Source organism: Paenibacillus sp. FSL R7-0216 (assembly GCF_037969915.1).
GTDB lineage: Bacteria > Bacillota > Bacilli > Paenibacillales > Paenibacillaceae > Fontibacillus > Fontibacillus rhizolycopersici.
Window position 1 is genome coordinate 2,148,499 of the sequence record NZ_CP150222.1, and the last position, 24,685, is coordinate 2,173,183.

Sequence of the window (24,685 nt, forward strand, 5' to 3'; positions counted from 1 at the left end):
TATCCGCTTTCTACCCACTTTCCATCCCACCCGGGAAATTTCACTGAAACCGTAACGGATCGTCATAAGTTCTCAACATTTGACGGATATGATGAGGGCGTACCAACAAGGAGGAGGAAAACAAGATGGCCGGAATCGGCTTGAAATTGAATAAGTTGAAACATTGGAGTGTGTGCTTCGGCGCCCTGCTACTCTTAACTTCATGCGGCTACAATGAGCTTCGTTATCCGGAGGAAGTGGATATGAGCCAAATGCATCATGGAGCCGAAATTGGCGATGCCCCGAATCCTATCGGCCATGAAAGCCGCGAAGGTCACGAAACCTCTGGAGCCGGCGAATCGGCCGCGGCGATCTCCTGCACCGAGTTGAAGGAGGTTGAATCCACCGAAGGGGAGCTGGATCAGGTGAGAAGCTTTGATCTGACCGCGGCAAAGACCGTTCTAAACCTGGAAAACGGGAAAAAGACGGGGGCCTGGACGTTCAACGGAACTTCGCCCGGTCCGGAACTGCGGGTCAAGGTAGGAGAGCGGGTGAAAGTAACTTTAACCAATCGGGACATTGACAAGGGGGTCACGATCCATTGGCATGGGGTGATTCTGCCTTGCTCTCAGGACGGTGTGGCCGGCGTTACGCAAGATGCCGTTTGGCCGGGGGAGCATTTTACTTATGAATTCATCGCCCGACATCCGGGGACTTACTGGTATCATTCCCATCAGCAAAGTTCGGAACAGGCGGGTAAAGGGCTGATCGGCCGGCTGATCGTCGAGCCGAAGCTGTCGGATTTTCAATACGATCAAGATTACGCTGTTACGCTGCAATTGCTGAACGAGAAGTTGAAGCTGACCAACGGGCTCACCGGTGGCTTGCATCTCGACGCAGCTCCTGGAGAAACGGTTAGGCTGCGACTGATCAACGCCTCTAGTGAGGTGCAGTGGATGGGGGTGGCCGGTGTGGACTTCCGGGTGATCTCAATCGACGGACAGGACTTACACGGCCCGGGGATGCTCCGGGAACAATGGATTCCGATCGGCGGAGGCCAGCGCTACGACGTGCTGTTTACAATGCCGTCAAGCGGACAGGTCGAAGTATACAGTAAAGAGCACAAAGCCTGGAATGTTAGGTTGGGGAGCGGTCCGCTTCCAATGCCGCTGAGTAAAGACGCGCCGCAATTCGACTTCACGGATTATGGAACTCCGCTCGCGGATGGAATCACCGCTGATATGAAATTCAATCGAGTTTATGATCTGAAGCTCGGACTCCTCGACATTAACGGTAAGAAATTTCACGAAATTCCTCCGCTTCTTGTGAAGGAAGGAGAGTGGATCAAAATCCGGTTCAAGCATACCTTCGGAGGCCCGCATCCGATGCATCTGCACGGACATCTCTTTAAGATCTTGACAAAGAACGGCAAACCGTTGACGGGAAGTCCCGTATATGCGGACAGTGTTCTTCTGTTCAGCGGAGAGGAATATGAAGTGGCCTTCAAAGCGGATAATCCCGGCTTGTGGATGGAGCACTGCCACAATCTGGGCCATGCGGCCAACGGGATGACGATGATGGTGAACTACGAGGGTTTGACCACACCGTATCGCGTGGGAACCAAATCCGGTAATCTGCCAGACTAAACGGAAGATTAGTCATTTTCTATTCTTAGGAGGAATTTACGATGAAAAAAGCACTTTGGTTTATCGCTGCGTTGATTGGCGGATTGATTGGCGGATTGGTCCTCAGCGAAATCATCGCGATCTCCGCGGTCACTTGGTTTAGAGGCGATCTCTCCTGGCTGAGAGGCATCAAGTATTTGCCGCTCGTGACCGCGGCGTTGGCAGGGTGGGGCGTTCTTAAGCGACCGCTGCGCAGAAGTAAGCAATAAGCGATTTTACGCCTCACTATAATATTCGCCGAGAAACTGCCGAAACCGACGTGCGGCTTCGGATAAATATCGGCGTTCCAGCCAAGCGACCGAGAAAACGCGCCGACACTCCGGGCTTTCAATCCGCAGCATCGGGTAGGGAGGGCGTTCGTCCTTCCGGCATGCCGGTACGAAGGCGACGCCTAATCCGGCCTGGACGAGGCTGCCAAGCGCGTTCGGTTCGTCCACCTCGCAGACGATGCGTGGGCGAATGCCCGCAGTCAGGCAGAACGATTCGTTCATTTTGCGAAACGGGTGGCCTGCTTTATATTCGATAAAAGGTTCGTCCGCCACGTCTTCGAGGCGGACGCTTTTGTTTGCCTCCAAGCGGTGGCCGGGCGGGACGGCGAGAAACACCTCGGCATCCAACACCGGCTGCTCGCACACTCCCGGATGATCAAGCGAGGAAGCGGTGAAGCAGAGATCGACCTCGCCTTTTTCCAGCAGCTCGATCATTTCCTCGACGGATGCCGGCGAAGTCTGAAGGATGCGGAAGCTTACCTCTGGGTAAGTTTCGCGAAAGGCCCCAAGCGCGGTCGTAATACGCCCCAGCGTATTTGTGGCCAAGTGGATGCTGCCGCGCTCCAATCCCGCCAGATCCGCCACCTCCTGCCGCCCCTCATCGAGGACGTCAAGCGCGGTCTCGACCTTTTTCAAAAAGGCTTTGCCGAAGGCGTTTAACCGAATCTGACGATTTTGCCGATCGAACAGCGGTACTCCCAAGTCTTCCTCGAGCCTGGCAATCGTCTTACTGAGCGCCGGCTGGGCGATGTGCAGCTCTTGGGCGGCTCGGGTCATATGCTCCATATGAGCGACCGTGCGGAAATACTCCAATTGCAGTAATTCCATGCGCATGATTACTCCCCTCTATTTTGAATTCGATCAATCGATATCCTCAAGGTTATGAATATATAAATTAATATATATTTTTCATTATTAATATTCAATCATACAATAACTTGTGAGGAAATCGACAGGGGGACGATCATGATGAAAAATGCCGTTTCATCCGAGGCGAGCGAGAAACTGATCCGTGTTTTGGCTTTTACGATGATCTTGTCATCCATGGGGGCAACGATGTTTAATATCGTGCTCCCCGAAATCAAAGGCGAATTCGGTTTGTCCGTGACCCAGGTCAGCTGGGTTTCAACGGCATATGCTTTGATTTACGCCATCGGGGCCGTGATTTACGGGAAGCTGGCGGATGCTTTTCAGTTGAGGAAGCTGCTGACATTCGGGTTAATCTTGTTTTGTGTAGGTTCATTAACCGGACTGTCGGCTCAGGCGTATTGGATGGTCTTGCTAGGCCGCGTGCTGCAGTCAGCCGGAGCGTCAGTGGTGCCCGCGGCCGCGATGATCATTCCGGTACGGCATTTCCCTGCCGAGCGCCGCGGGTATGCGCTGGGGATTACAGCCACGGGACTCGCGATCGGTGGCGCGATGGGTCCGGTCGTGTCTGCGCTGCTGGTCAGTTTGGTCGATTGGCGATGGTTGTTTTGTATTCCTATGCTCATGCTGTTCACCTTGCCGTTCTACCGTAAGTACCTCAGCGACGAGCCGATTCAGACCGTTCGGATCGACTGGCTTGGCGGGGGGCTGCTTGGCAGTACAGTCACGTTGTTATTGCTCGGTGTTACCTATGGGCGGTGGGAGCTGTACTTAGGCAGTTTGATCCTGTTTCTCTTGTTTCTTTGGCGAATCCGAGGGGCCTCGCAGCCGTTCGTGAATCCGCGGTTATTTCGGAATAAAAGCTATTCGTACGGGCTAGTGCTGTCGGTGCTCGTCTTGGGGATCGGTTATGCGCTGCCATTCCTGACGCCCCAGCTGCTGGCGGAAGTGAACGGGCTTCCTCCCGGTTGGATCGGGTTTGCCATGGTGCCAGGGGCTGTCGCATCGGCGATCCTCGGCCGTAAAGGGGGGAAGCTCGCAGACGTCAAGGGCAATTCCTTCGTTGTTTATGTAGCGTCCCTACTGCTGATCAGCTGCTTTGCTCTGATTTCGGTGGTGTCCGGGGCGGCAGCAGGCTGGATAGCGGCAATTCTGATCCTGGGCAATGTGGGGCAAATGTTCATGCAATTGGCGTTGTCCAACACGATTTCCCGCACCCTGCCCAAGGAGCAGACCGGTGTGGGCATGGGGCTGTTGTCCATGCTGGGCTTTTTGTCCGGCGCGGTCTCGACCAGCCTCTACGGCAAGGCGGTAGACCACGGCTCCGCATCCCATTGGAACCCGTTGAATCCATTTGAGGGCTCCGCCGTGTTCGCCAATATTTATTTCGTTTTGGCGTTGCTGCATATCGGCATCCTGCTGTCGTACCGTTATTATCATCGCCAAACTCAACGTGCCACGGAGACTTTGATGAGCGACAGGCCTCATTGAGTTAAACGTGATTAAATCACAAAAATCCATATAGAAGATCACTTTATTCTCGTTACTCCTCCTGGGTATGATAGTAGAATGGAGTAAGATGAATGCAAATAAAGTCAGATAAGAACCTACCAGGAGGATCGCGAAATGTCTATCATTTTCGATGAAGCGAAAGGCCTTTTCCATTTACAATCCCGCAATACGAGTTATGTGATTCAGTTGGTACACGGGTATCCCGCGCATGCGTATTTCGGTGCCAAGCTTCGTCATGACAGCAACCTGGAAGGTTTGTTAACCTTCCAGGAACGTGCATCATTCAGCCCGAATCCCATCCCGGAGGATAAATCGATCTCGCTGGACTCCCTACCGCAGGAATATCCGCAATACGGGACAAGCGACTTCCGTCGCCCGGCTTACCAAGTGCGGCTCGCCAATGGCACCCGGGCGACGGAGTTGACGTATCGCTCCCATCGAATCGTCCCGGGGAAGCCGCTTCTTGAGGGGCTTCCTGCCGTTTACGTCGAGCAGGATCGCGAGGCGGAAACGCTGGAGCTGGAGCTGGAGGATCGCATCTCCGGCCTGACCGTCGTGTTAAGCTACACGGTGTTTGCGGATTTTGACGCCATCGCCAGATCGGCCCGGCTCCGCAATGAGAGCGGTGAACCGATCCAATTGGAGCGTGCACTTAGCGCCTCAGTTGATTTCCCGGACGCTTCTTATGATGCATTATACCTGTCCGGTGCCTGGGCACGCGAACGCCATGTGCAGCGCAGACGGCTGGCTCCGGGGGTGACCGGAATCAGCAGCCGCCGCGGTTCAAGCTCCCACCAACAGAATCCGTTCCTGGCGTTGCTGCGGCCGGATGCCACAGAGCAGCAAGGCGAGGTTTACGGCTTCAGCCTGGTTTATAGCGGGAACTTTACCGCCGAAGCGGAAGTCGAGCAGTTTGGGACAACCCGGGTTTCGATCGGGATCAATCCGTTTGATTTCACTTGGAAGCTGGCGCCGGGGGAGAGTTTCCAAACGCCGGAGGCGGTGCTTGTGTATTCCGCCGAAGGGCTTGGAGGGATGTCGCGCACCTATCATCGGCTGTATCGGACCCGGTTGTGCCGCGGGCAATTCCGCGATCAGGAACGACCTATCCTCGTCAACAACTGGGAAGCGACGTATTTCGATTTCAATGCGGACAAAATTGAAGCCATCGCCAAAGCAGGCAGCAAGCTGGGCATTGAGCTCTTTGTACTGGATGACGGCTGGTTTGGCCGGCGCGATCGCGATAACAGCTCGCTGGGCGACTGGTTCGAGGATCGCCGCAAGCTGCCCGACGGGTTGGCGGACTTAGCCCATCGTGTCAAGGACAACGGACTGCAGTTTGGCCTTTGGTTCGAGCCCGAAATGGTCTCTCCGGACAGCGATCTGTACCGGGCCCATCCCGACTGGTGCTTACACGTCCCGGGGCGGCGACGCACGGAAGCGCGCGATCAGCTGGTGTTGGATATGTCGCGCAGCGATGTGCGCCAGTACTTGTACGACCGACTGAGCGATATCTTCTCCACGGTGCCGATCACGTACGTCAAGTGGGATATGAACCGGAACATGACGGAGATCGGATCAGCAGCTAGTTCGGCCGAACGGCAGGGAGAGGTAGCTCACCGATACATGTTGGGTCTGTACGAACTGTTGGGACGCTTGACGAGCGAATTTTCGCATATCCTGTTCGAGAGCTGCTCCGGAGGCGGAGGCCGATTTGACCCAGGTATGCTGTATTACATGCCGCAAACTTGGACAAGCGACGATACGGATGCGGCGGAGCGCTTGAAAATCCAATACGGCACCAGTATCGTCTATCCGGTATCCACAATGGGGGCGCATATCTCCGCCGTGCCGAATCATCAAGTGGAGAGAACGACTCCGCTGACGTTCCGAGGGGACGTGGCGATGTCCGGCAATTTCGGCTACGAATTGGATCTCACTCGGTTTACGGACGAAGAGAAGGAAACAGCCAAGCGCCAGATCGCGATGTACAAAGAAATTCGCGGATTGGTTCAACAAGGTGATTTGTATCGTCTACAAAGCCCGTTCGAAGGCAACGAAACGGCTTGGATGTTCGTCAGCCCGGATCAAGAGGAAGCGCTCTTGTTCTATTTCCGGGTGCTCGCAGAACCCAACGGCCCACTGCGCGGCGTCAAACTGCAAGGGCTTGACCCGGCTAAAGATTATGAGTTGGCCGGAAGCGGTGAGGTATACGGCGGTGACCGCTTGATGAGTGCCGGCTTGTCCATGGCCTCGGTGCGCGGCGACTTTAGCAGCAAGATGGTTCGACTGAAAGCGAAGCGATAACATAAGCAAAGACCTGAAGGAGGCTTCACTCCTTCAGGTCTTTTTTGTTCGCCAATCGGCATTTTGCGTTTAACTGTTTAACCTTCATCGCGGCAGCCGGGAAACATGCCGGTAGTGATGGCGATGCGGTTCCAGCAGTTAATGACATTGATCGCGAAGATGAGATCCATCGTTTCCTTCTCGTTGAAAAAGCTGCGGACCCGGTCATAAACCACCTGCGGCACGCCGCCATCGGCGATTCGGGTTACGGCTTCGGTCAACTCCAGCACCGCTTTCTCTTGATCGGTATAGCAAGGAGCTTCCCGCCAAACGCTGACCAGGGCAATCCGCTGTTCGCTCTCACCGAGCTGGCGCATTTCCGTCGTGTGCATATCAAGACAATAAGCGCAGCCGTTGATTTGCGATGCGCGTATTTTGATCAGCTCGTACAAAACCCGGTCAAGTCCGCTCTCGGTCACTTGCCGTTCCAACCGACTCATCGCCTGGTAAACGTTCGGGTTGGCTTGATAGTGGTCCATTCTGACTTTCATATCGAATCCCTCCATTGGATGTTGTTTGTTCTTACGTAGGTAAGACAAGGGGAGGGAGCGAGTTGTGACAACTAAACCGACGGAGCTCTGAAGATTTTATCGGGATTGCTGATCAAGTAGAAACGAAGGATACGTCCGTGCGCATCGCCTTCGAACAGAATCACGTGAATAACGTGTCCATCGCGGTAATGGACCAGTCCGATTTCCCCGTTGATCCGCGTAGGAACCAGTTCACCCTGCAGTGAACCTTTGGCCTGAATCCCTTGCCAGAATGCAATAACGCGCTCCTTGGACAGGATGGGATTGATGGCTGCCCGTACTTTGCCGCCTCCGTCTGAAATCAGTACCGCATCTTCCCGAATCAAATGGAGGAGCGGGCCAAACTCTCCGGTCTTTGCCGCTTTCAAAAATTCGCCGGTCCATTTCGCTACGGTTTTTTCATCAGCAGGAGTCGGAGCCGCATCCCGGTCGGTTTTGATCTTGTTCCGAGCTCGGCTCAGCAGCTTCCGGCAGGCTACCGCACTTTTCCCCAGAATCTCGGCGATTTCCTCGTACTCCATGGCAAAAGATTCCCTTAGAACAAACACGGTTCTTTCGTCGGGGGTCAGGCGTTCCAGCAACACCATAAACGCGTAAGAAATTTGCTCCTCCCGCAACAAGCGGTCGAGGTGCGTCTCCGGAAGCGGATCAAAGACGGGTTCGGGTAACCAGGGTCCGGTGTAAAGCTCTCGAGACAAACGAGGTGACTTTAATGCGTTTAGACTACGATTCACGACGGAACGCATCAAATAGGATTTTGGTTGACGAATACGGTCGGCTTGTATGTTTTGCTGCAGGTCGGTGAACACTTCCTGCACGATATCCTCTGCTTCCGACCAAGATCCGGTCAGTCGGTATGAGAGGGCGGTCATCGAGTGGCGGTATTCTTGATAATACTGAGCCAATTGGGCAGACGTCGACATGGTTGCCTATCCTCCGTTCTTTGCGATTCACTATCTATTATCTTACCGAAAAAAAGAAAAAAACCCAGCCCCCTTTTGAGTGAAGGGCTGGGCTTTGGCAGTGATCGATTAGAACTTGAAGATATGTATCGTCTTTTGCAACTGGAACACCGCATTTTTCATCGCTTCGGATTCCTCGGCCATGGCCCGGATCGAAGTGATTTGCTCGTTCATGGATGCCGATACCTGTTCAGTGCCCGCCGCGGATTCTTCGGTAATGGCGGAAATGTTCTGAATGGAAGAGGAGATATTCTGTGCGCTTTCCAGCATCGCTTCGCTTTCTCTGGAGAACGCAGCGATCTCCCCGCTGATGTATTGAACACTTTGGACGATCTCTTGGAAGATTTGCTCGGCTTCGCGGATCATTTCGCTTTGTTGCCGGACGACCTCTTCATTGATTTTGATGTTTTGCCCCGCCTGCTTCACATCCAGCTCGATGCTGCGGACCAGATTGAATACCTCCTTGGTCGATGCGGTCGATTCCTCGGCCAGCTTACGAACCTCGTGGGCAACCACTGCAAATCCGGCTCCGTGCTCGCCTGCCCGTGCGGCCTCAATGGAGGCGTTCAATGACAACAAGTTGGTCTGTTCGGCTATTTCCGAGATGGTCGCGGTAATTTTGGTAATGCCTTGCGCGTTTTTGGCCAAAGCTTCGATGGAATCGGCAACTTTCTCGGTCGCTTCAATGTTCTTGCGCATGCCATTCGCTTGCCGCGAGACGGATTCGCGTCCGCGCTCCACCAGTTGAATCATTTCGTCGGACCGTTGATTCATTTCACGGGTAGAATCGGTGTAATTGCTTACCTTCTGTTCAATCTCGCCGATCGCGTCTTTCATGCCGCTGACGTCTTCGGAGATGGCGTTCGCGCCAAGCGCCAGCTCGCTGGAGGAGTGGGTGACTTGGGTCATGACTTCGATCAGCTCTTGGTTGCGGTCGGAAATGCTCCGGCTGGAGTCCATTACCTTGCGAGTGATATCCGAGGTCTCCTGCAGGATTTTGCGCAGCTTGTCCACCATGCTGTTGAAGGAGCGACTAAGATCGTCCATGCCTCCGGATTCCGAGATTCGGCTGGTAAAATCGCCTTTGGCGATTTTTGCGGAAGCGCTGGTGATATCATCGAACGAACCCGTAAGCGCTTTCTGGAGATAGCGCGAAAGCGGGAAAGTAAGCGCTGCCAATACGGCGATCATTAAGATGCCGATGACGATGTGTCCCAGCAGGATGAAGACGATCAGCGATGGGACGGCAAAGAGCGCAGCCACGAGATAACACGCGGCGGAGATCTTTCCGGATAAGGGAAGTCTGTTGAACCATGTCATGAGATTCATGTCCTCCTTAAGTAATAGGTGAATTCTACCATAATTATATCATCCATGACGTCAGGGGTATAGGACGAAATATTCCGAGAAATGCTAACCCAAAGTTGAAAAAGTTCTTATTTTGCCGAACCTTGGGGCTTGTAATTTTCTTATTGACAATAAACTTGAACCTTTGTTAAATATAGTCATGAAATATTTCGTATACGAAATATTAAATTATAAAACAAAAATTTAAAGGATGAGAGCTGCTTGGATCAAAAGCAACGCATGCATGAGATCGTGGAATCCTTTCGCGAGGTGAAAAGAGCGTTTTATCAACTGTTATCCAAACAGGCCGAGCCCTTCGGCATTACTGGTATCCAATTCATGGTGTTGAAAAGGATTCAGAACAACCCGCAAATCGGCGTTACCGAGCTTGCCGATCAGATGCGGATGGGGAACAGTACGGTCAGCGGAGTGATCGATCGTCTGGTGAAAGCAGGACTGGTGGTGCGCGCACGTTTGGATAGCGACCGAAGATCGGTTGCCTTGCAGATTACGGACAAAGGGATGGAGGTTTATCAGCTGACGGACCTTGAATATACGAAGGCGATCACAACCGTTCTGGAGACATCCGGGAGAGACATCGACCATATGCTGCAAACGCATCACAAAATTATAGAGTCATTAGAGAAAGTGAGAGAAGAAACCCATGAACCATGAAGCGGCTGTACAGGACGCGAATTTCAAGAGATGGCCCATCGTCATGGCGCTCCTGATCGGGGCGTTTGTGTCGATTTTGAACCAAACCTTAATGAACGTTGCCCTACCGCAGATGATGGACGACTTGGGTGTGGGAGCAACTACCATCCAATGGCTGTCGACCGGATTTATGCTGGTGAATGGCGTCTTGATCCCAATCAGCGCCTTTTTGATGGAACGTTTCACGACGCGGATGCTGTTTATCTCCGCGATGATTTTGTTTTCGGCCGGTACATTTATTTGCGGTATCGGTTCCAGCTTCGAGCTAGTGCTCGCCGGACGGTTGGTCCAGGCTGCCGGAGCCGGCGTACTGATGCCGTTGATGACCGTCGTATTCCTGACGATTTTTCCAATTGAGAAACGCGGTCAGGCGATGGGGATGATGGGGATCGCCATGATCTTCGCCCCGGCGGTTGGTCCAACGCTTTCCGGATGGGTGATTGAACATCATCCGTGGAACGTCTTGTTCTGGATCATTTTTCCGTTTGCGATTTTGTCCATTTTTCTAGGCTTTATCTTTATGAAAAATGTAACCCAAGTCGGCCGACCGAAGCTGGATGTTCTGTCGATCATTTTATCGACGATTGGGTTTGGCGGCGTCTTGTATGGCTTTAGCGAAGCCGGCAGCACCAGTTGGGGCGAGACGGAAGTTGTCGTCAGCCTGATTGTCGGCGTCGTCTCCCTGGGGGTATTCCTGTGGCGCCAAATGAGATCGGATAAACCGCTGCTGGAATTCCGCGTGTTTAGATACGATATGTTTTCGTTAACTACGATAATTAACGTTGTGGTTACGATGGCGATGTACGCGGCAATGATTCTGCTGCCGATTTACCTGCAGAAGATTCGCGGCTTCTCGCCGCTCGAATCGGGTCTTTTACTTATGCCTGGGGCGATTCTAATGGGGATCATGTCCCCGATTACCGGGATGATCTTCGACCGAATCGGCGCGCGCTGGCTGGCGGTGGTTGGGCTGGGGATTACGGCGGTGACGACATGGGAATTCAGCAATTTGACCGACAGCACGACCTATACGCATCTCATTCTGATGTATACGGCCCGAATGTTCGGGATGTCCATGCTGATGATGCCGATCCAGACAGCTGGCCTCAATCAGCTGCCGGCGCGGCTTAACGCACATGGTACGGCGATGTCCAATACGCTCCGGACGATTGCAGGAGCGCTGGGCACCGCGCTCCTGGTGACAATCATGTCCTCTCGCGCCAAGGAGAAGGCGACGGAGATGATCCTCACGGCCGGGATCAATCCTAAGGATCCGTCTAATGCGCAGCAAGTGGCTCTGATCACCCGAGACGCGACGATCAACGGAATCGATTTTGCCTTCGTCGTGGCGACGGGAATTACGCTGGTCGCCTTCGTTTTGGCGTTCTTTATTCGCAAAGTCCAGGTAAATATAGAAGGTCAGGACTCGGGGAATGAGGAAAACGGCATGAAGCCTGCCAAGGCTTAGATTTCTCATTGTAATCAAAAAGGTACAATCGCTCAGGATTTCTGAGCGGTTGTACCTTTTTTGGGTCGGAAAAAGTAGTAAGTTTTTTATCCGAGAACAACTTCAACTTGATGCACGCCGCCATCGCCAACCGGGGCGATAACGTTACCCTGAATCGGCTGGCCGTCAACCGTGATGCGGGCTACGCCTTTTTCCACATGGTTCGGGTTGCTCACGCGGATCACGTACGTGTCGCCACGGAAGACGCGGGTGATTTCGTATCCATCCCAAGCGGATGGAATGCAAGGATCAACCTTCAGGCCGCGGAAGTCGGCTTGAATACCGAGAATCGCCTGCGTGATCGCCACGTAGTTCCAGGCTGCCGTGCCGGTGAGCCAGGAGTTCTTCGCTTCGCCGTGACGTACCGCGTCTTTACCGGCGATCATTTGCGAATAGACGTATGGCTCCATCCGATGGACTTCGCTGATCTCTTCGAGGTACGCCGGAGCGATTTTCGAATAGACCTCAAACGCCCGATCGCCATGGCCCAATACGGTTTCAGCGATCATAATCCACGGGTTGTTGTGACAGAAGATCCCGGCGTTTTCTTTGTACCCTGGCGGGTAACTGGAGATTTCGCCCAGGTTCAGATAATACTTCGAATACGGCGGTTGCTGCAGCACGATACCGTATTTCGTATCGAGACGCTCTTCAACGGAAGTGAGCGCTTTAGCTGCCAAACCTTCTTCAACGCCGATGCCAGCCATGACGCACATCCCTTGCGGCTCGATGAAGATTTGACCCTCCGCGTTTTCCTTGCTGCCGATTTTCTCGCCATAATGATCGTAAGCGCGCAGGAACCAGTCGCCGTCAAAGCCGTGCTCCAGCGTTGTTTTGCGCATTTTTTCGATCCAGTCGAGCGCATCTGTCGCATCGGCGTCCAGCCCGCGCATACGGCAAATTTCAGCGAAGTCCGGGCCTACGAAGACGAACAAGCCGGCAATAAATACGGATTCGGCGACGCGGCCTTCGATGTTCGCGGTCGTTTGGAACGATTCACCCGGCTCCTTGGAGAAGCAGTTCAGGTTCAAGCAGTCGTTCCAGTCCGCGCGGCCAATCAGCGGTAAACCATGCGGTCCCAGGTTGTGTACGACATGGTAGAAGGAACGTCTCAAATGCTCAAACAGCGTTGCGGTGTTATCCGGGTTGCTGTCGAATGGCACTTGCTCGTCGAGAATGCTGAGATCGCCGGTTTCCTTAATATAAGCGGCGGTTCCGGACACCAGCCACAACGGATCGTCGTTGAAGCCGCTGCCGACCTCGTTGTTGCCTTTTTTGGTAAGCGGTTGATATTGGTGATACGCGCTGCCGTCTTCAAACTGGGTCGCGGCGATGTCGAGAATCCGCTCTCTGGCACGTTCCGGAATTTGATGCACAAAACCGAGCAAATCCTGGTTGGAGTCGCGGAAGCCCATACCGCGGCCGATTCCGGATTCGAAATAGGAAGCGGAACGCGACATGTTGAAGGTTACCATACATTGATACGGATTCCAGATGTTGACCATGCGGTTCAGCTTGTCGTCGCCGCTTTGGATTTGGTATTTGGACAGCAGGCCGTCCCAATACGTAGCCAGCTCGGCCAAGGCCCGGTCGACGTCGGCGTCCGTGGCGAATTTGTCGATCATCTCAAGCGCAGGTTTTTTGTTGATCACGCTTGGGGCTTCCCATTTCTCTTCTTCCGGCAATTCAACGTAACCGAGAACAAAGATCAGGCTTTGTTCTTCACCTGGAGCAAGCTTCATCGTCACTTCGTGCGAGCCGATCGGCGACCAGCCACTGGCCACGGAGTTGGAGGCTCTGCCAGCCACGACGACTTGCGGCTCGTGTAAGCCGTTATATAGTCCGACGAAGGATTCGCGATCCGTGTCGAAGCCGTCGATGTCACGGTTGACGGAATAGAACGCATAATGATTCCGGCGTTCACGGTATTCGGTTTTGTGGTAAATGACCGAATCCAGCACTTCCACTTCGCCGGTACTCAGGTTGCGCTGGAAATTTGTCATGTCGTCCTGGGCGTTCCAAAGGCAGAACTCGGCAAAAGAGAAGAGGGAGACCTTCTTCGTCTCGTTGCTCGTATTTTTTACCGTCAGGCGATGCACTTCGCCGTTATAGCCAAGCGGAATAAACGCCAGCTGCGTTACCGAAATCCCGCCGCGTTCCCCGGTAATCGAGGTATACCCCAAACCGTGACGGCATTCGTAAAAATCCAGCTCGCGCTTCACCGGCATCCAGCCCGGTGTCCAGAAATCGCCGTTGTCATGGTCGCGGAGGTAGTAATAACGTCCGCCGGTATCGAGAGGAATGTTGTTGTAGCGGTACCGGGTCAACCGACGCAGGCGTGCATCCCGGTAGAACGTGTAGCCGCCGGCGGTATTGGAGATTAATCCGAAAAATTGCTCATTGCCAAGGTAGTTAATCCATGGGTAAGGGGTTTGCGGCGTATTGATCACATACTCTTTGCGTTGATCGTCAAATGCTCCGAATTTCATGAATAGGAACTCTCCCTTCGTTTGTGAACGCGCGTTTATTTCGTTGAAAAAAGATTCCTCCCAACAATCGTTGATCGTATTGTAGGAGGAGGTGCGCCGGCTTACTCCGCCGGGGGCTGGCAGGAATCCCGGATCACCAGGCGGGTTGGAAAGCTGACCGTGCTGAACGTGGGCTGCTCCGTTTCGCAAAGCTCGAGCACCTTTATTACGGCGGCCTTTGCCATCTCGTCGACGGGCAGTCGAACAGTGGTCAGCTTGGGCGTGATCCGAGAGGCTAGCTGGACATCGTCAAAGCCGATGACGGATAACTGCTCAGGCACACGAACCCCGCTTTCCGCAAACGCTTCCATCGCCGCAAAAGCCATGTCGTCGTTGGCGCAAAACAGCGCTGTCGGTAAGGTTCCTTGCTCAATGAGCTTGCGGGTTTCGCGATAAGCGCTCTCCTTCAGGAACTCGCCTTCAAGGATAAAAGCCTCGGGCAACGGCAAATTGTGCTTCTGTAATGTGTGCTCATAGGCTAAGTATCGCTCACGCCCCGAAAACGTATTCATGCTGCCTTTCAAGATGCCGATTTCCCGGTGCCCCAGCTCGATCAAGTATTCGATCGCCTGGACCGTGCCCTCGTAGTCATTGGAGTTTATGACGGCCAAGTGGTTCTTGTTCAGCCGCTCCGCCATGATCTCCGCGATGTCGTAATCAACGAGCACCAGCGGCGCTTCCTGGTCCACCATTTCCCGAACCAGCTCGATGTCCTTTTGGGTGCCGACCAGAATCCCGCCGTCGATCCGCTTCTGTTGGAAGGCTTGCTTTACCTTCTGAAAATCACCCGGCGAATAAACGGTATGAATAAGCACATAGAAGCCGCGGGCGTTGGCCGTATCGACGACCATGTCGACGATTGGGGCAAAGTAGCTGTTCTGATAGATGCGGCTGGTGTCTTCCTTCTCCGTCATGCTGATGGCGAACAGGCCGATCGTATCCGTCCGTTTACCGGCCAGAGCCCGGGCAAAGCTGTTAGGTTCATAGTGGTGCTGCTCGATGACGCGGAGCACTTTGGCCCGTGTTGCTTCCGGAACGTTCGGATAATTGTTGATTACCCGTGAAACGGTGCTGCGGGACACCCCGGCCAGTTTAGCTATGTCTTCGCTGCGCATAAGGTTGGTCCCCACTTTCGTAAACGCGCGTTTATAGGGTTATTTTATAGCATCCTCTGAAATTAATCAATTCCGAAAAATGCACGAAAAAAAGACGGCTATTTCGCCGCCTTAGGGATGTTCTCCAAGTACTCCTTCATCATTTGAATCGCTTTGTCTTTGTTCTTCGTGTCGGAACGGAGGGAGATGATCATGTCCGTCATCCCGAGCGGAAGTTCCTTCACCAGGGTGCTGTCGGTGATCTTAATCCCGTACACGTGCTCGTTATTGTCTTCGTCGGATACATCCTTGACGAGGTTGTCATCGGTCAGGAGATCTTTAAGCTCGCCGCTCGCCACGTCGTCGAGGCTGAGAAAAGCGCCGCCGTTCGACAGCCAATCGAAGGTCGGGGCATCGGTAATATAAATATCCGGACTGGATGTAGCTATAACAGCCATCGCTTTTTGCTGGTAGGCCATATCCGCCGAACTCGCGCCGGCTTCCCCTTGAGGCGGCAAATACACATTCTCAATCTCCACCCGCTTGAAGCCGGGGATCTGTGCCGTCATGGCTTGCTCTAGGGCGTCAACACCGCCATTTTGGTCGTCGGTCATAAAATTGCCAACCATCATGATCGATAGGTCGATGGGGGGCAGGGCGGCTAGCCGTTTTTGTTCTTCGCGGTGATCAAGATAAGCGTTCGTACCGAAGATAATGGCGACAACAGCGATAAGTCCAATGATCACATAAGCTCGGTAAAGTCGAAAAAAATCGTCGACCTTCTCGGCAGTTCCGGCCAATTTGCCCCACTTCGCATAGCGCTTCTGGTTTAACTCCGCGATTTTTCGCTGTTCCTCCGTCTCCACGATCCGCTTGTAGGCTTGGATTTTTCGTTCGATTTCCTCGGCTTCGCCAGGGCTTGGATGGCGGGAGCGGGATTTACGGAGCAAAATGTCAAATACCTTCTCCAATTCTTCGCGGGAAGCGTTTTCGGGTAACCCCAGCAGTTCATAATCCTGTTTTAAATTGTCCTTGTCCATCGTCTTTCTCCTCTGAATCCATCGGGTTTTGATGTATAAATATTATATGGAAAGTGATGCATACATTTATTATACTTTGTATTTGTAACGAAGGGAAATCGCTTGTCGACAATAAAAAAAGCCGGGTGAACCCATCAGTTCCCCGGCCTATGATTAGGAGGGCCCAAGCCCTTCTGCTAACGAATCCGGCGCATGGAAATGATGACGTCACTCCAATAGCCGCTATCTAGGGGGCTGATTTGAACGCCCGGGGCGCCCCAAGTGTGAATGAACTTGCCGTCGCCGATATAGATGCCGACATGACCCGCGACATTGTCGGATTTAAACCGGCCCGGGACGGTGAAGAAGATCAAGTCTCCGACTTGAAGCTGGTCGCGCGTCACCGATATGCCTTCTTGGGCTTGATCGCGGGCCAACCGCGGCAGGTCTTGGCCGAATTTTTTGAAGACATGGCGGGTAAAGGACGAACAATCGAACGTTTTGGACTGCTCGTAAGGAGAAGCACCAAATTCATAAGGAACGCCCAAATACTGCTTGGCATAGGCGACCATCTCATCGCGATGATCGGCGACTCCGAGAATCCCGTAGCGGCTGGTCCCGGTTTGCGGCGGAATGCGGCCACCCGCCGGGGAAATGCGGTCAAACGTCAAAGCCCCCGTACGCGAATCGATTTGGGCTTTCGTTTGCAGCAAGGCCGATACGGCATCCATCGTCATATACAATTGGCCGTTTTCGCGCACTGGCGCCTGGGGCAGGGAAATCGGCTGTCCAAAGGAAATGGCATGTCTTTGACTGGGCTGAACGGTAAACATCACATCGGAAAAACCGAGGTTGGCCGTGTCGCCCGTTTCTTGCAACCGCAGGCCCAGGCTTTGAGCCACTTGCGTCAGCGGAACCCAGCTCGTGCCGCCCGCGTCCGTAACCGCTTCCGTTCTAACTGGCGATCCATCGGAAGGAGGGACGGAATTCGAGCGGAGCCGGTCCGGCTGGCCGCATGAGGTGACAAGCATGAGCGACAGGGCCATACAAGCAAGGAACAATCCAAACTTCAAGGTATAGCGCATAGGGTGAGAAGCACTCCATTCATTCAGATTAGCGAGACACTTGAAGTATGTAAAAAAAGAGATAGAACTATTCGGGCAGGAGCTAAAGGAGCTACCATCATCATGAAGAGCAGCCTCATGCAAAGAACGCAAGTGCAGCGCAAGCCGTCACGCCAGCGCCGCAACCTGGCGATCGCGACCTGGGAGGGCGTCCCTTCCACGATCTTTCAAACCTTGCTTGGCGGTCAGTTCCTGACCGGATTTCTGCTATATTTGGGGGCGAACTCCGCCCAAATCGGCTTCGTCCTCGCGATTACGACCTTTGTGAATATTGCCCAAATCGCGGTCGCCTTCCTGATTCAACGATTAACCAGCCGCAAATGGGCGCTGGTGCTGTTCGTTGGGATGCACCGAATTCTGTGGGGAGCGACGGGCTTGGTTCCGTTTGTTTTTCCGCATCGTTATTGGGTTACCGGATTTATCGGACTGTATATCGTCGCGTTTATGTTCAATACGGTTGGCGCGATACTGTGGAACTCGCTGATAAGCGATATTGTACCGGCACGGGTTAGAGGGAGATATTTCGGGATCCGGAATACGTTCCTCAATGCACTTAGCACACTGGTCATGTTTTTGGGCGGGATGGTATTGGATCATTATCCGGTGGCACAAGGGTTCTTCTATTTGTATATCGTGATCTGGATCAGTGCTATAGCCAATATCGTCGTGTTTTCGTTTTATCCGGACATGGCCTTCGAGCGTTCAGCGGAAAGCAAGTTTCTCCCGATGCTGCGTAAACCTCTGCGCGATGGAGCCTTCATGAAGGCGACGTTGTTCCTGGCCGGTTTCCTGCTCCTGCAGAACCTCGTCGTTCCGCTTTATTCGTATGTGATGCTGGAATTGCTGCACATCAATTACCAGACCATCTCGCTCCTGAATGTGACGCAGACGGTATTTATGATGGCGAGCTTTTACGTTTGGGGGAACCTGAACGCGCGTTACAGCAATCGCCGCCTGCTGTTCTGGACGCTGCCGATCATTGCGCTAGCGATTCTCTGCTGGGGCGGCTTGTCCTTCTTGCCGATGCTGCCCGTGCTCTTCCTCGCTCATATGATATTTGGGGTAGGGGTCGGCGGCTTTAACCAACTGGCCTTTAACTTTATGATCGGCGACACCCCCAAATCAGAACGTCCGATGTACATGGCGATGTACTCGGCCATTACCGGCGTCGCTTCTTTCTTTGGCCCGCTAGTAGGCGGTCAGGTGCTGGAATGGATCGAAGGTTGGCCGACCTGGACGCAAGTGTTTGGTATGCAGTTGGCCGTGGGGGCGGCGATGATTGTGTTGGCCGCGAGTTTGGGCCGGCGAATTTTGCGCGATGTGTGAGGGCGACGATTCCAGCGGAATGGGGCATCGTTGTGACGGACAGGGGTGACTTTTGGAGGCGCTTTAAGGTATATTACAAGTTGAGCAGCTAAGCAATGAAAGGAGATTATCATACATGGCACAAAGAACGGCTTACGAAGGTACCTATCAAGGTGAAAAAGCAGTATGGCTTAAATCCGGGCGGTATGAGGCGATCATGCTCCCGGAAATCGGCGGCAATTTGATTGCTTTCCGCGATGTCGAAAGCGGTTACCGCTTTTTGCGCGAACCTGGCGAGAGCGAGATGGAAGCTTTCAAGAGCAACCCGGGTGTACACGGTATTCCGGTGCTGTTTCCCCCAAACCGCTATGAGGACGGATTGTTCCCATGGAAAGGCGAGGTTCTGAAGTTTCCGGTAAACGAGGCGGCAACTCACAACCATTTGCATGGATTTTTACATACGACGGCCTGGGAGGTCGAGGATTTCGGCCAAACGCCGTTTGAAAGCTATGTCACGGTTAAGGTAACCGTTAACGAGAGCCATGAGGTGTACCGTTACCTGCCATTCAAATTTACCGCCCGTTTAAAGTACACTTTAAGCGACGATGGCTTAGCCCAGCAGGTGTTCGTTCGCAATGACGGCGACAAGGAGATGCCTTGCTTGTTGGCTTTCCATACGGCGGTGAATGCGCCGTTTGCGCCGGAGAGTACAGCGAAGGATTACCGGGTGAAGCTGACGATCGGACAGCGTTGGCAAATGAGCGAGCGGATGCTCCCAACTGGATCCTATCAACCTCTTACGGCTGAAGAGCTGCAGATGCAGGGGGAGGGTGTGTTTCCGTTCTTCGCTTCTATGGATAATCACTATACGGCCGTGCCGCAAAACGGCAGAAATCGGATGGAGCTGACCGACACGAAACTAGGAAAAACCCTCGTTTATGACGTGGGAACCTCCTACAAGCAATGGATGATTTGGAATAACGGCGCTACGGAAGGCTTCTTCTGCCCAGAGCCGCAAATCAATCTGGTGAATGCGCCGAAGGCGGAATTGCCGGCGGAAGAAATCGGATTGTTCAGCCTGCTTCCAGGCGAGATTTGGGAGGAACGCTCCCGTCTGTACGTGAAATAACTTAGTCCAATGAAAAAAGCAGCCGACCGGCCGTCTGAGACGACGCGAGTCAGCTGCTTTTTCTTTGGCCGTTAGGCCTGATCCCATTGGGCGGAGAGTTAATTGACCCCGGCAGTTACCTTGCCGCGCAGTGACGGGATCAGCCGCTTCATTTGCTCCAGATTGCGTCTGGGCACATGAATCGTTTTGATGCCGTGCCGTTCATCCCGGAACCATACGACATTGTCGCGAATTTCGGAGACCTGGGACAGGTTGACATAGCAGTTTGTGCTGATGCGGTAAAAGCGAGGGTCTGAGATCAGCTTCGAGGTCTGTTCGGCGGATAATCTCTGTTTAATACTGTAATTCCGTCCATGAAAGCAAACCAGTCCGTGAGCTCCGATCTTGAAGAAATACGTCTCGTAAGGATTGAGGTCCTCATAGACACCCCTTTCTTCGAGTCCGACGTTCATCATTCCAAATCCCCCTTTAGAAGATGCTTTCGGAAGCGCTTACAGTATATCATATTTTAACCAATTTGGGTAGGTGACCGATTCATGTTAAAAATTTTATCTTTTTTCGGTTGAGACTGGACTTTTAAGTCCATTTACGAAAAAATATAAAGGATGTTATTCCAAACGAGCTTTCCTGAAGGAGGATATTCAATTGTCAGCTTCACAACCTCGATTGCTGTTATTTGTAGGATCGTACGCCGAAACAAGCGATCCTGGAGTTTATGTATATGAAATGGATTCGGTCAATGGGGAGATTCGTCTTCTGGATCAAGCCACCGGGTTGAAGAACCCCACCTTTCTTGGCGTAGATGCAGAACACCGCAAGGTTTACGCCATTTCCGAAACGACCAAGGAAGGGGAGCGAATCGGCGAGGTCATCGCATTTGATGTCGACGCCGTGGGCAAGCTGCGCGAATTGAATCGTGAGGTTACAATTCGCCCTTCTTCTTCGCATATCCAGCTCGACCGAAGCTGTCGCTTTGCCGTTGTGTCGGGATATCACGGCGGTAATGTCGGCCTTGTGGAGCTTCAAGCAGACGGATCGGTGGGCCGCTTGGTCGACGAGCGTCAGCACGAAGGCCAAGGTGCCGACCCGGTGCGTCAGGATCGTCCGCATCCCCACTCGGTGGCATTCAGCCCGGACAATCGGTTCGCGTTGGTTGCTGATTTGGGATTGGATCGCCTTGTGGTGTATTCGTTTGAACCGGAAACCGGACGGCTGGTTTACCAGAGCGAAGCTTCTACTCCACCGGGGGCGGGTCCGCGCCATCTGGCCTTTCATCCAAACGGGCAATGGTTGTATTCCATCAATGAAGTGAATTCATCGATTTCGTTTTTTCATTACGATGCGGCGACCGGTAAATTGGCACTACAGGACACGGTGCCAACTTTGCCGGCTGAATACACAGGGGAGAATACAACGGCGGAGGTGGCTATTTCGGCGGACGGTCGTCATCTCTATGGCTCCAATCGTGGCCATGACAGCTTGGTGCAGTTCGCGATCGACCCAGAGAGCGGACGGCTTACGTTCGTTGAACACGTCTCCAGCGAGGGCGGACATCCACGGCATTTTTCGCTCACCCCGGATGGGATGTATCTGATTGCAGCGAACCGGGATGACAATCTGCTGGCGGTTTTTTCGGTAGAGCCGGAGAGCGGACGATTGACGTTTACCGACAGGACCGTATCTGTATCCAAGCCGGTATGCGTGAAGCCGGTGTGGTTCTAAAAGGATTCATTTGCAATGTGCCAGAGGCTCGCATAAGATTAACGCAGGGGATTTTTATTCAGTAAACATGAAGGAGCCGGTTGTGACTCATGACGTTTTTTAGGGAATTGTTTCAAATGGCGGGATTCCGTAGGGTGTTAGCCCTGCTGTTTGTCGTGATCGTCCTGTATTTCGTTCGAAGTATGCTCAATATGCTGCTAATCACATTTATTCTGACGTATTTAATTAATCGGCTGCACAATTTCATCAGCCGGAATGTGGCCAAGGTGATTCGCGTCAACCGAACCGTAACCGTCCTGTTTATCTACGTCGTGTTGATCGCACTGCTTGGCTATGCAATCTACTACTATATGCCGGTGCTGCTCACCGAACTAACCGATTTGGTTAACCAGGTGATATCCTTTTATTCTAATCCTCCGGTGCTGATGGATAACCCGATCCTGAACTACATTGTTGAATATTTGAAAGATATCGATCTATCGGCTTATATCAACAATGGTTTTGACTTCTTGCTCAGTACGCTGACCGATATCGGCGAATGGAGTTTGAATCTGTTTATCGCCATCGTGCTCAGCTTGTTCTTGTTGCTGGAAAAAGAGAAGGTGACCAATTTTACAGTCCTGTTCCGCGAAAGTCGGATCGGCGGACTGTTCAAGGAGCTGGAATACTTTGGACGGAAGTTTGTTCAATCCTTCGGCAAAGTCATTGAGGTTCAATTCTTAATTGCTCTGGTCAATGCTTCTTTATCGACGATCTTCCTATGGATTCTAGGATTTCCGAACCTGATTGCTTTGGCGATCATGATCTTTCTGTTGGGGCTGGTTCCGGTCATGGGCGTTATCATTTCGTTGATCCCGCTTTGCGCGATCGCTTTCAAAATCGGCGGATTGATCAAAATCGTATATGTGCTGATTATGGTCGCCGTTGTTCATGCGGTTGAAACGTATTTCCTGAATCCGAAATTCATGTCCAACAAAACCCATTTGCCGATTTTCTTCACCTTCCTTATCCTGTTGGTCTCCGAGCATTTCCTTGGGATCTGGGGATTAATAGTCGGCGTTCCGATCTTTATCTTTATGCTGGATATCGTCGAGGTTCCTGTTGGGGTCCATCCCCCTGCGGTAGTGAAGATTGCGGCAGAACCGGAACCGCCGGCAGAGAAATAAATAGCGAAGTTCAAACGATTTGATAAACGTAAAAGCCGCTGAGCTGACCGTATAGGTAGCCCAGCGGTTTTTTTGCGGATCAACCGTAGTTTATGCTTTGGGTCAATGGGGCAGGTGGCTCCAATTAACCTGATTGTTCTGGTAATCCGCTGTAGGCTGTCCCGGTTCGCGGTCCTTCCACGAGCGGTTAATGACTTTCTTCAGCTTGTCAGGGAGCTTGGACTTGATTCTGTCCGCCTTCTCCTTGTCGATTTTCCCCTCTGCAAGCGCTTGGTCGATATTGCGGTTCGCCGTTTCGGTCAGCTTCTTCAAGTATTCGGCTTCGCTCCAGCCTTTTTGGGCTTGTACAATTTGAAGCAGCGTTTTGCCCTGCTTCAATTGCCCTACCAGCGCCTTGGGTTCAATACCTAGCATTTCGGCCGTATCTTTCACGATATGACCGCCGCGGAAATGACCGTGCGGGTGACGATGATTCGCTTCCATCTGAGACGGAGTTGGATTCGCCTGCGGTGGCTGATCCGCCGGTGCGCCCGTTTCCGCATACACGGAGCCTGCCGTGGCAGTTGATCCGGCAGCAATCAGGAGAGCAAGGGTCAATTTGCCGGCTATTGGTTTCAAGTTCTCCATAAACATGGACATTTTTCACCTCTTCGTTTAGAATAATTTGGTCCTTGCCTTCTTCAGTCTTGACCAAAAAATCGCAGGATATCTGAAACGAACCTTAATATTTCTTAAAAATTCGCTTAAAATAATGGAATGTGTCGTGGAACGTAGGGGGAATGGAAGTGACATTTGGTGCAAGAATGCTGAAAACGGGGGTCGCGGTTACACTGGCTCTTTACGCTGGCGTTCTACTGGGGTTATCTTCGCCGGTCATCGCGGCGATCGCCGCGATTTTTGCCATGCAGCCAACGATTTATCGTTCTTGGCGTTACTTGATCGATCAATTGCAGACGAATACGTTAGGGGCCATCCTGGCTATGCTTGGGGGCATGGTGTTCTCCAACGAACCGATCGCCGTTGGTCTGGTTTGCATTCTGGTTATCATGATCTGTCTGCAGTTGAAGATGGGGGATACGATCGGCATTACGCTGGTTACGGTCGTTTCCGTTATGGAGGCATCAGGCCAGTGGGAATTTGCTTTGAACCGATTTTTGCTTAGCTTGATTGGTATTTTTTCCGCTTTTATTATCAATATTGTTCTGTTTCCGCCTAAACCGAAGGTGCAATTCGAGCAGCAAGTCCGGCAAACCTTCGATCGGCTGTCACTGTTGTTGCGAACGGCCATTTCCGACGAGATCAAAGAAGCGGTCTTTCGTTCCGATAAGCGAGATCTGGAGGATACGATTGCCCAACTGGCAGAGAAATACAAACTGATGGAGGAAGATCAGAAAAAAATCAAGGCTCCGAAATTTAGCGATCATCGTTTACTGGTCGTGTACAAGCAGATGCTGCGCACGCTTCGCAAAGGGTTCGAAGTGCTGGATGCGGTGGAGCAACATTATTTCCAAGCAGCCCGTACGCCGGAGTTAAACCAGGAATTCGACGAGCATCTGGAGAAGCTGACCAAGTTTCACGAGCATGTCATGCTGAAGTTCGATGACAAACTGAAGCCAGGCTACAGCGAATCTATGCAATTTGAAACGGAAAACGACGAGTTCCTGCGGCGGATGCTGGACCGGTATGCGGCAGAGCGGACAGGCGTCCTGCGCTTATCCATCGTGTCGGCCGAGATGTACGAATATGGTCACCAATTGGAGCGTCTTAACCGGCTAGCCGACCATTCCGCGGCAGGGGCAGGCGATTAATCGATACAAAAGAAAAAGTCCTGCCTTTTGGGCAGGACTTTCATGTCACCTATCGTGCAAACATAGATTGAT

21 protein-coding genes are annotated in these 24,685 nt (G+C 52.7%); 11 read left to right on the forward strand and 10 right to left on the reverse strand.

Annotated elements, in window-relative coordinates:
• The first annotated feature begins 125 nt into the window (after positions 1-125).
• Positions 126-1,625 carry a multicopper oxidase family protein gene (locus MKZ15_RS09595; protein ID WP_339821554.1) on the forward strand — a complete coding sequence of 500 codons (1,500 nt, stop codon included), beginning with the start codon at positions 126-128 and terminating at the stop codon, positions 1,623-1,625.
• A 41-nt stretch (positions 1,626-1,666) separates the two neighbouring features.
• Positions 1,667-1,873: a DUF5957 family protein gene (locus MKZ15_RS09600; protein WP_213621767.1), complete on the forward strand. Its 207-nt coding sequence runs from the start codon at positions 1,667-1,669 to the stop codon at positions 1,871-1,873.
• Positions 1,874-1,879: 6 nt separating this feature from the next.
• Here the strand turns inward: MKZ15_RS09600 and MKZ15_RS09605 are convergent, their stop codons facing one another.
• The gene (locus MKZ15_RS09605) at positions 1,880-2,761 is read right to left on the reverse strand and encodes a LysR family transcriptional regulator (RefSeq protein WP_213622093.1); all 882 of its coding nucleotides are present in this window, start codon (positions 2,759-2,761) and stop codon (positions 1,880-1,882) included.
• Between the two features lie 141 nt (positions 2,762-2,902).
• Between MKZ15_RS09605 and MKZ15_RS09610 the strand changes: the two genes are divergently transcribed.
• Complete coding sequence (locus MKZ15_RS09610; protein ID WP_339822377.1) at positions 2,903-4,291, forward strand: MFS transporter; 1,389 nt, start codon at positions 2,903-2,905, stop codon at positions 4,289-4,291.
• 135 nt (positions 4,292-4,426) lie between these two features.
• On the forward strand, positions 4,427-6,619 hold the full coding sequence (locus tag MKZ15_RS09615; protein WP_339821558.1) for an alpha-galactosidase: 2,193 nt from the start codon (positions 4,427-4,429) through the stop codon (positions 6,617-6,619).
• 77 nt (positions 6,620-6,696) lie between these two features.
• Here MKZ15_RS09615 and MKZ15_RS09620 read toward each other — a convergent pair whose 3' ends face one another.
• The 3 genes from MKZ15_RS09620 to MKZ15_RS09630 form a co-directional block, all read right to left on the reverse strand.
• On the reverse strand, positions 6,697-7,149 hold the full coding sequence (locus MKZ15_RS09620; RefSeq protein WP_193415162.1) for a carboxymuconolactone decarboxylase family protein: 453 nt from the start codon (positions 7,147-7,149) through the stop codon (positions 6,697-6,699).
• Between the two features lie 71 nt (positions 7,150-7,220).
• Positions 7,221-8,111 carry an RNA polymerase sigma factor SigJ gene (gene sigJ, locus MKZ15_RS09625; RefSeq protein WP_213621765.1) on the reverse strand — a complete coding sequence of 297 codons (891 nt, stop codon included), beginning with the start codon at positions 8,109-8,111 and terminating at the stop codon, positions 7,221-7,223.
• A 108-nt stretch (positions 8,112-8,219) separates the two neighbouring features.
• A complete protein-coding gene (locus MKZ15_RS09630; protein ID WP_339821563.1) occupies positions 8,220-9,470 on the reverse strand; it encodes a methyl-accepting chemotaxis protein in 1,251 nt (416 codons plus the stop codon).
• A gap of 249 nt (positions 9,471-9,719) precedes the next feature.
• Between MKZ15_RS09630 and MKZ15_RS09635 the strand changes: the two genes are divergently transcribed.
• Both MKZ15_RS09635 and MKZ15_RS09640 read left to right on the forward strand, forming a co-directional pair.
• Entirely contained in the window at positions 9,720-10,172 is a 453-nt protein-coding gene (locus MKZ15_RS09635; protein WP_239483643.1) for a MarR family transcriptional regulator, read from the forward strand.
• Positions 10,162-11,679 (forward strand): DHA2 family efflux MFS transporter permease subunit, encoded by a 1,518-nt coding sequence (locus MKZ15_RS09640; RefSeq protein WP_339821565.1) that lies wholly within the window; start codon positions 10,162-10,164, stop codon positions 11,677-11,679. The genes MKZ15_RS09635 and MKZ15_RS09640 overlap by 11 nt, the downstream gene beginning before the upstream one ends.
• A gap of 86 nt (positions 11,680-11,765) precedes the next feature.
• On the opposite strand, the gene MKZ15_RS09645 is transcribed toward MKZ15_RS09640, so the two are convergent.
• The 4 genes from MKZ15_RS09645 to MKZ15_RS09660 form a co-directional block, all read right to left on the reverse strand.
• Complete coding sequence (locus tag MKZ15_RS09645; protein WP_155607402.1) at positions 11,766-14,207, reverse strand: glycosyl transferase; 2,442 nt, start codon at positions 14,205-14,207, stop codon at positions 11,766-11,768.
• Positions 14,208-14,308: 101 nt separating this feature from the next.
• Positions 14,309-15,361: a LacI family DNA-binding transcriptional regulator gene (locus MKZ15_RS09650; protein WP_339821571.1), complete on the reverse strand. Its 1,053-nt coding sequence runs from the start codon at positions 15,359-15,361 to the stop codon at positions 14,309-14,311.
• 98 nt (positions 15,362-15,459) lie between these two features.
• The gene (locus MKZ15_RS09655; RefSeq protein ID WP_339821574.1) at positions 15,460-16,380 is read right to left on the reverse strand and encodes a molecular chaperone DnaJ; all 921 of its coding nucleotides are present in this window, start codon (positions 16,378-16,380) and stop codon (positions 15,460-15,462) included.
• A gap of 176 nt (positions 16,381-16,556) precedes the next feature.
• Positions 16,557-17,444, reverse strand: coding sequence for a C40 family peptidase (locus MKZ15_RS09660; RefSeq protein WP_155607399.1), 888 nt, complete (start codon positions 17,442-17,444; stop codon positions 16,557-16,559).
• A gap of 102 nt (positions 17,445-17,546) precedes the next feature.
• On the opposite strand from MKZ15_RS09660, the gene MKZ15_RS09665 reads away from it, so the two are divergent.
• Both MKZ15_RS09665 and MKZ15_RS09670 read left to right on the forward strand, forming a co-directional pair.
• Positions 17,547-18,809, forward strand: coding sequence for an MFS transporter (locus tag MKZ15_RS09665; RefSeq protein ID WP_339821578.1), 1,263 nt, complete (start codon positions 17,547-17,549; stop codon positions 18,807-18,809).
• A 115-nt stretch (positions 18,810-18,924) separates the two neighbouring features.
• Entirely contained in the window at positions 18,925-19,917 is a 993-nt protein-coding gene (locus tag MKZ15_RS09670) for an aldose 1-epimerase (protein WP_155607397.1), read from the forward strand.
• 98 nt (positions 19,918-20,015) lie between these two features.
• On the opposite strand, the gene MKZ15_RS09675 is transcribed toward MKZ15_RS09670, so the two are convergent.
• Positions 20,016-20,372, reverse strand: coding sequence for a LytTR family transcriptional regulator DNA-binding domain-containing protein (locus MKZ15_RS09675; protein WP_193415171.1), 357 nt, complete (start codon positions 20,370-20,372; stop codon positions 20,016-20,018).
• A gap of 184 nt (positions 20,373-20,556) precedes the next feature.
• On the opposite strand from MKZ15_RS09675, the gene MKZ15_RS09680 reads away from it, so the two are divergent.
• Positions 20,557-21,639: a lactonase family protein gene (locus MKZ15_RS09680; protein ID WP_339822380.1), complete on the forward strand. Its 1,083-nt coding sequence runs from the start codon at positions 20,557-20,559 to the stop codon at positions 21,637-21,639.
• Between the two features lie 89 nt (positions 21,640-21,728).
• Positions 21,729-22,805: an AI-2E family transporter gene (locus tag MKZ15_RS09685; protein ID WP_193415172.1), complete on the forward strand. Its 1,077-nt coding sequence runs from the start codon at positions 21,729-21,731 to the stop codon at positions 22,803-22,805.
• 102 nt (positions 22,806-22,907) lie between these two features.
• Here MKZ15_RS09685 and MKZ15_RS09690 read toward each other — a convergent pair whose 3' ends face one another.
• Positions 22,908-23,444, reverse strand: a complete 537-nt coding sequence (locus tag MKZ15_RS09690) for a hypothetical protein (protein WP_193415173.1) — start codon at positions 23,442-23,444, stop codon at positions 22,908-22,910.
• A 146-nt stretch (positions 23,445-23,590) separates the two neighbouring features.
• Between MKZ15_RS09690 and MKZ15_RS09695 the strand changes: the two genes are divergently transcribed.
• Complete coding sequence (locus tag MKZ15_RS09695) at positions 23,591-24,613, forward strand: aromatic acid exporter family protein (RefSeq protein WP_244868346.1); 1,023 nt, start codon at positions 23,591-23,593, stop codon at positions 24,611-24,613.
• Positions 24,614-24,685 lie beyond the last annotated feature (72 nt).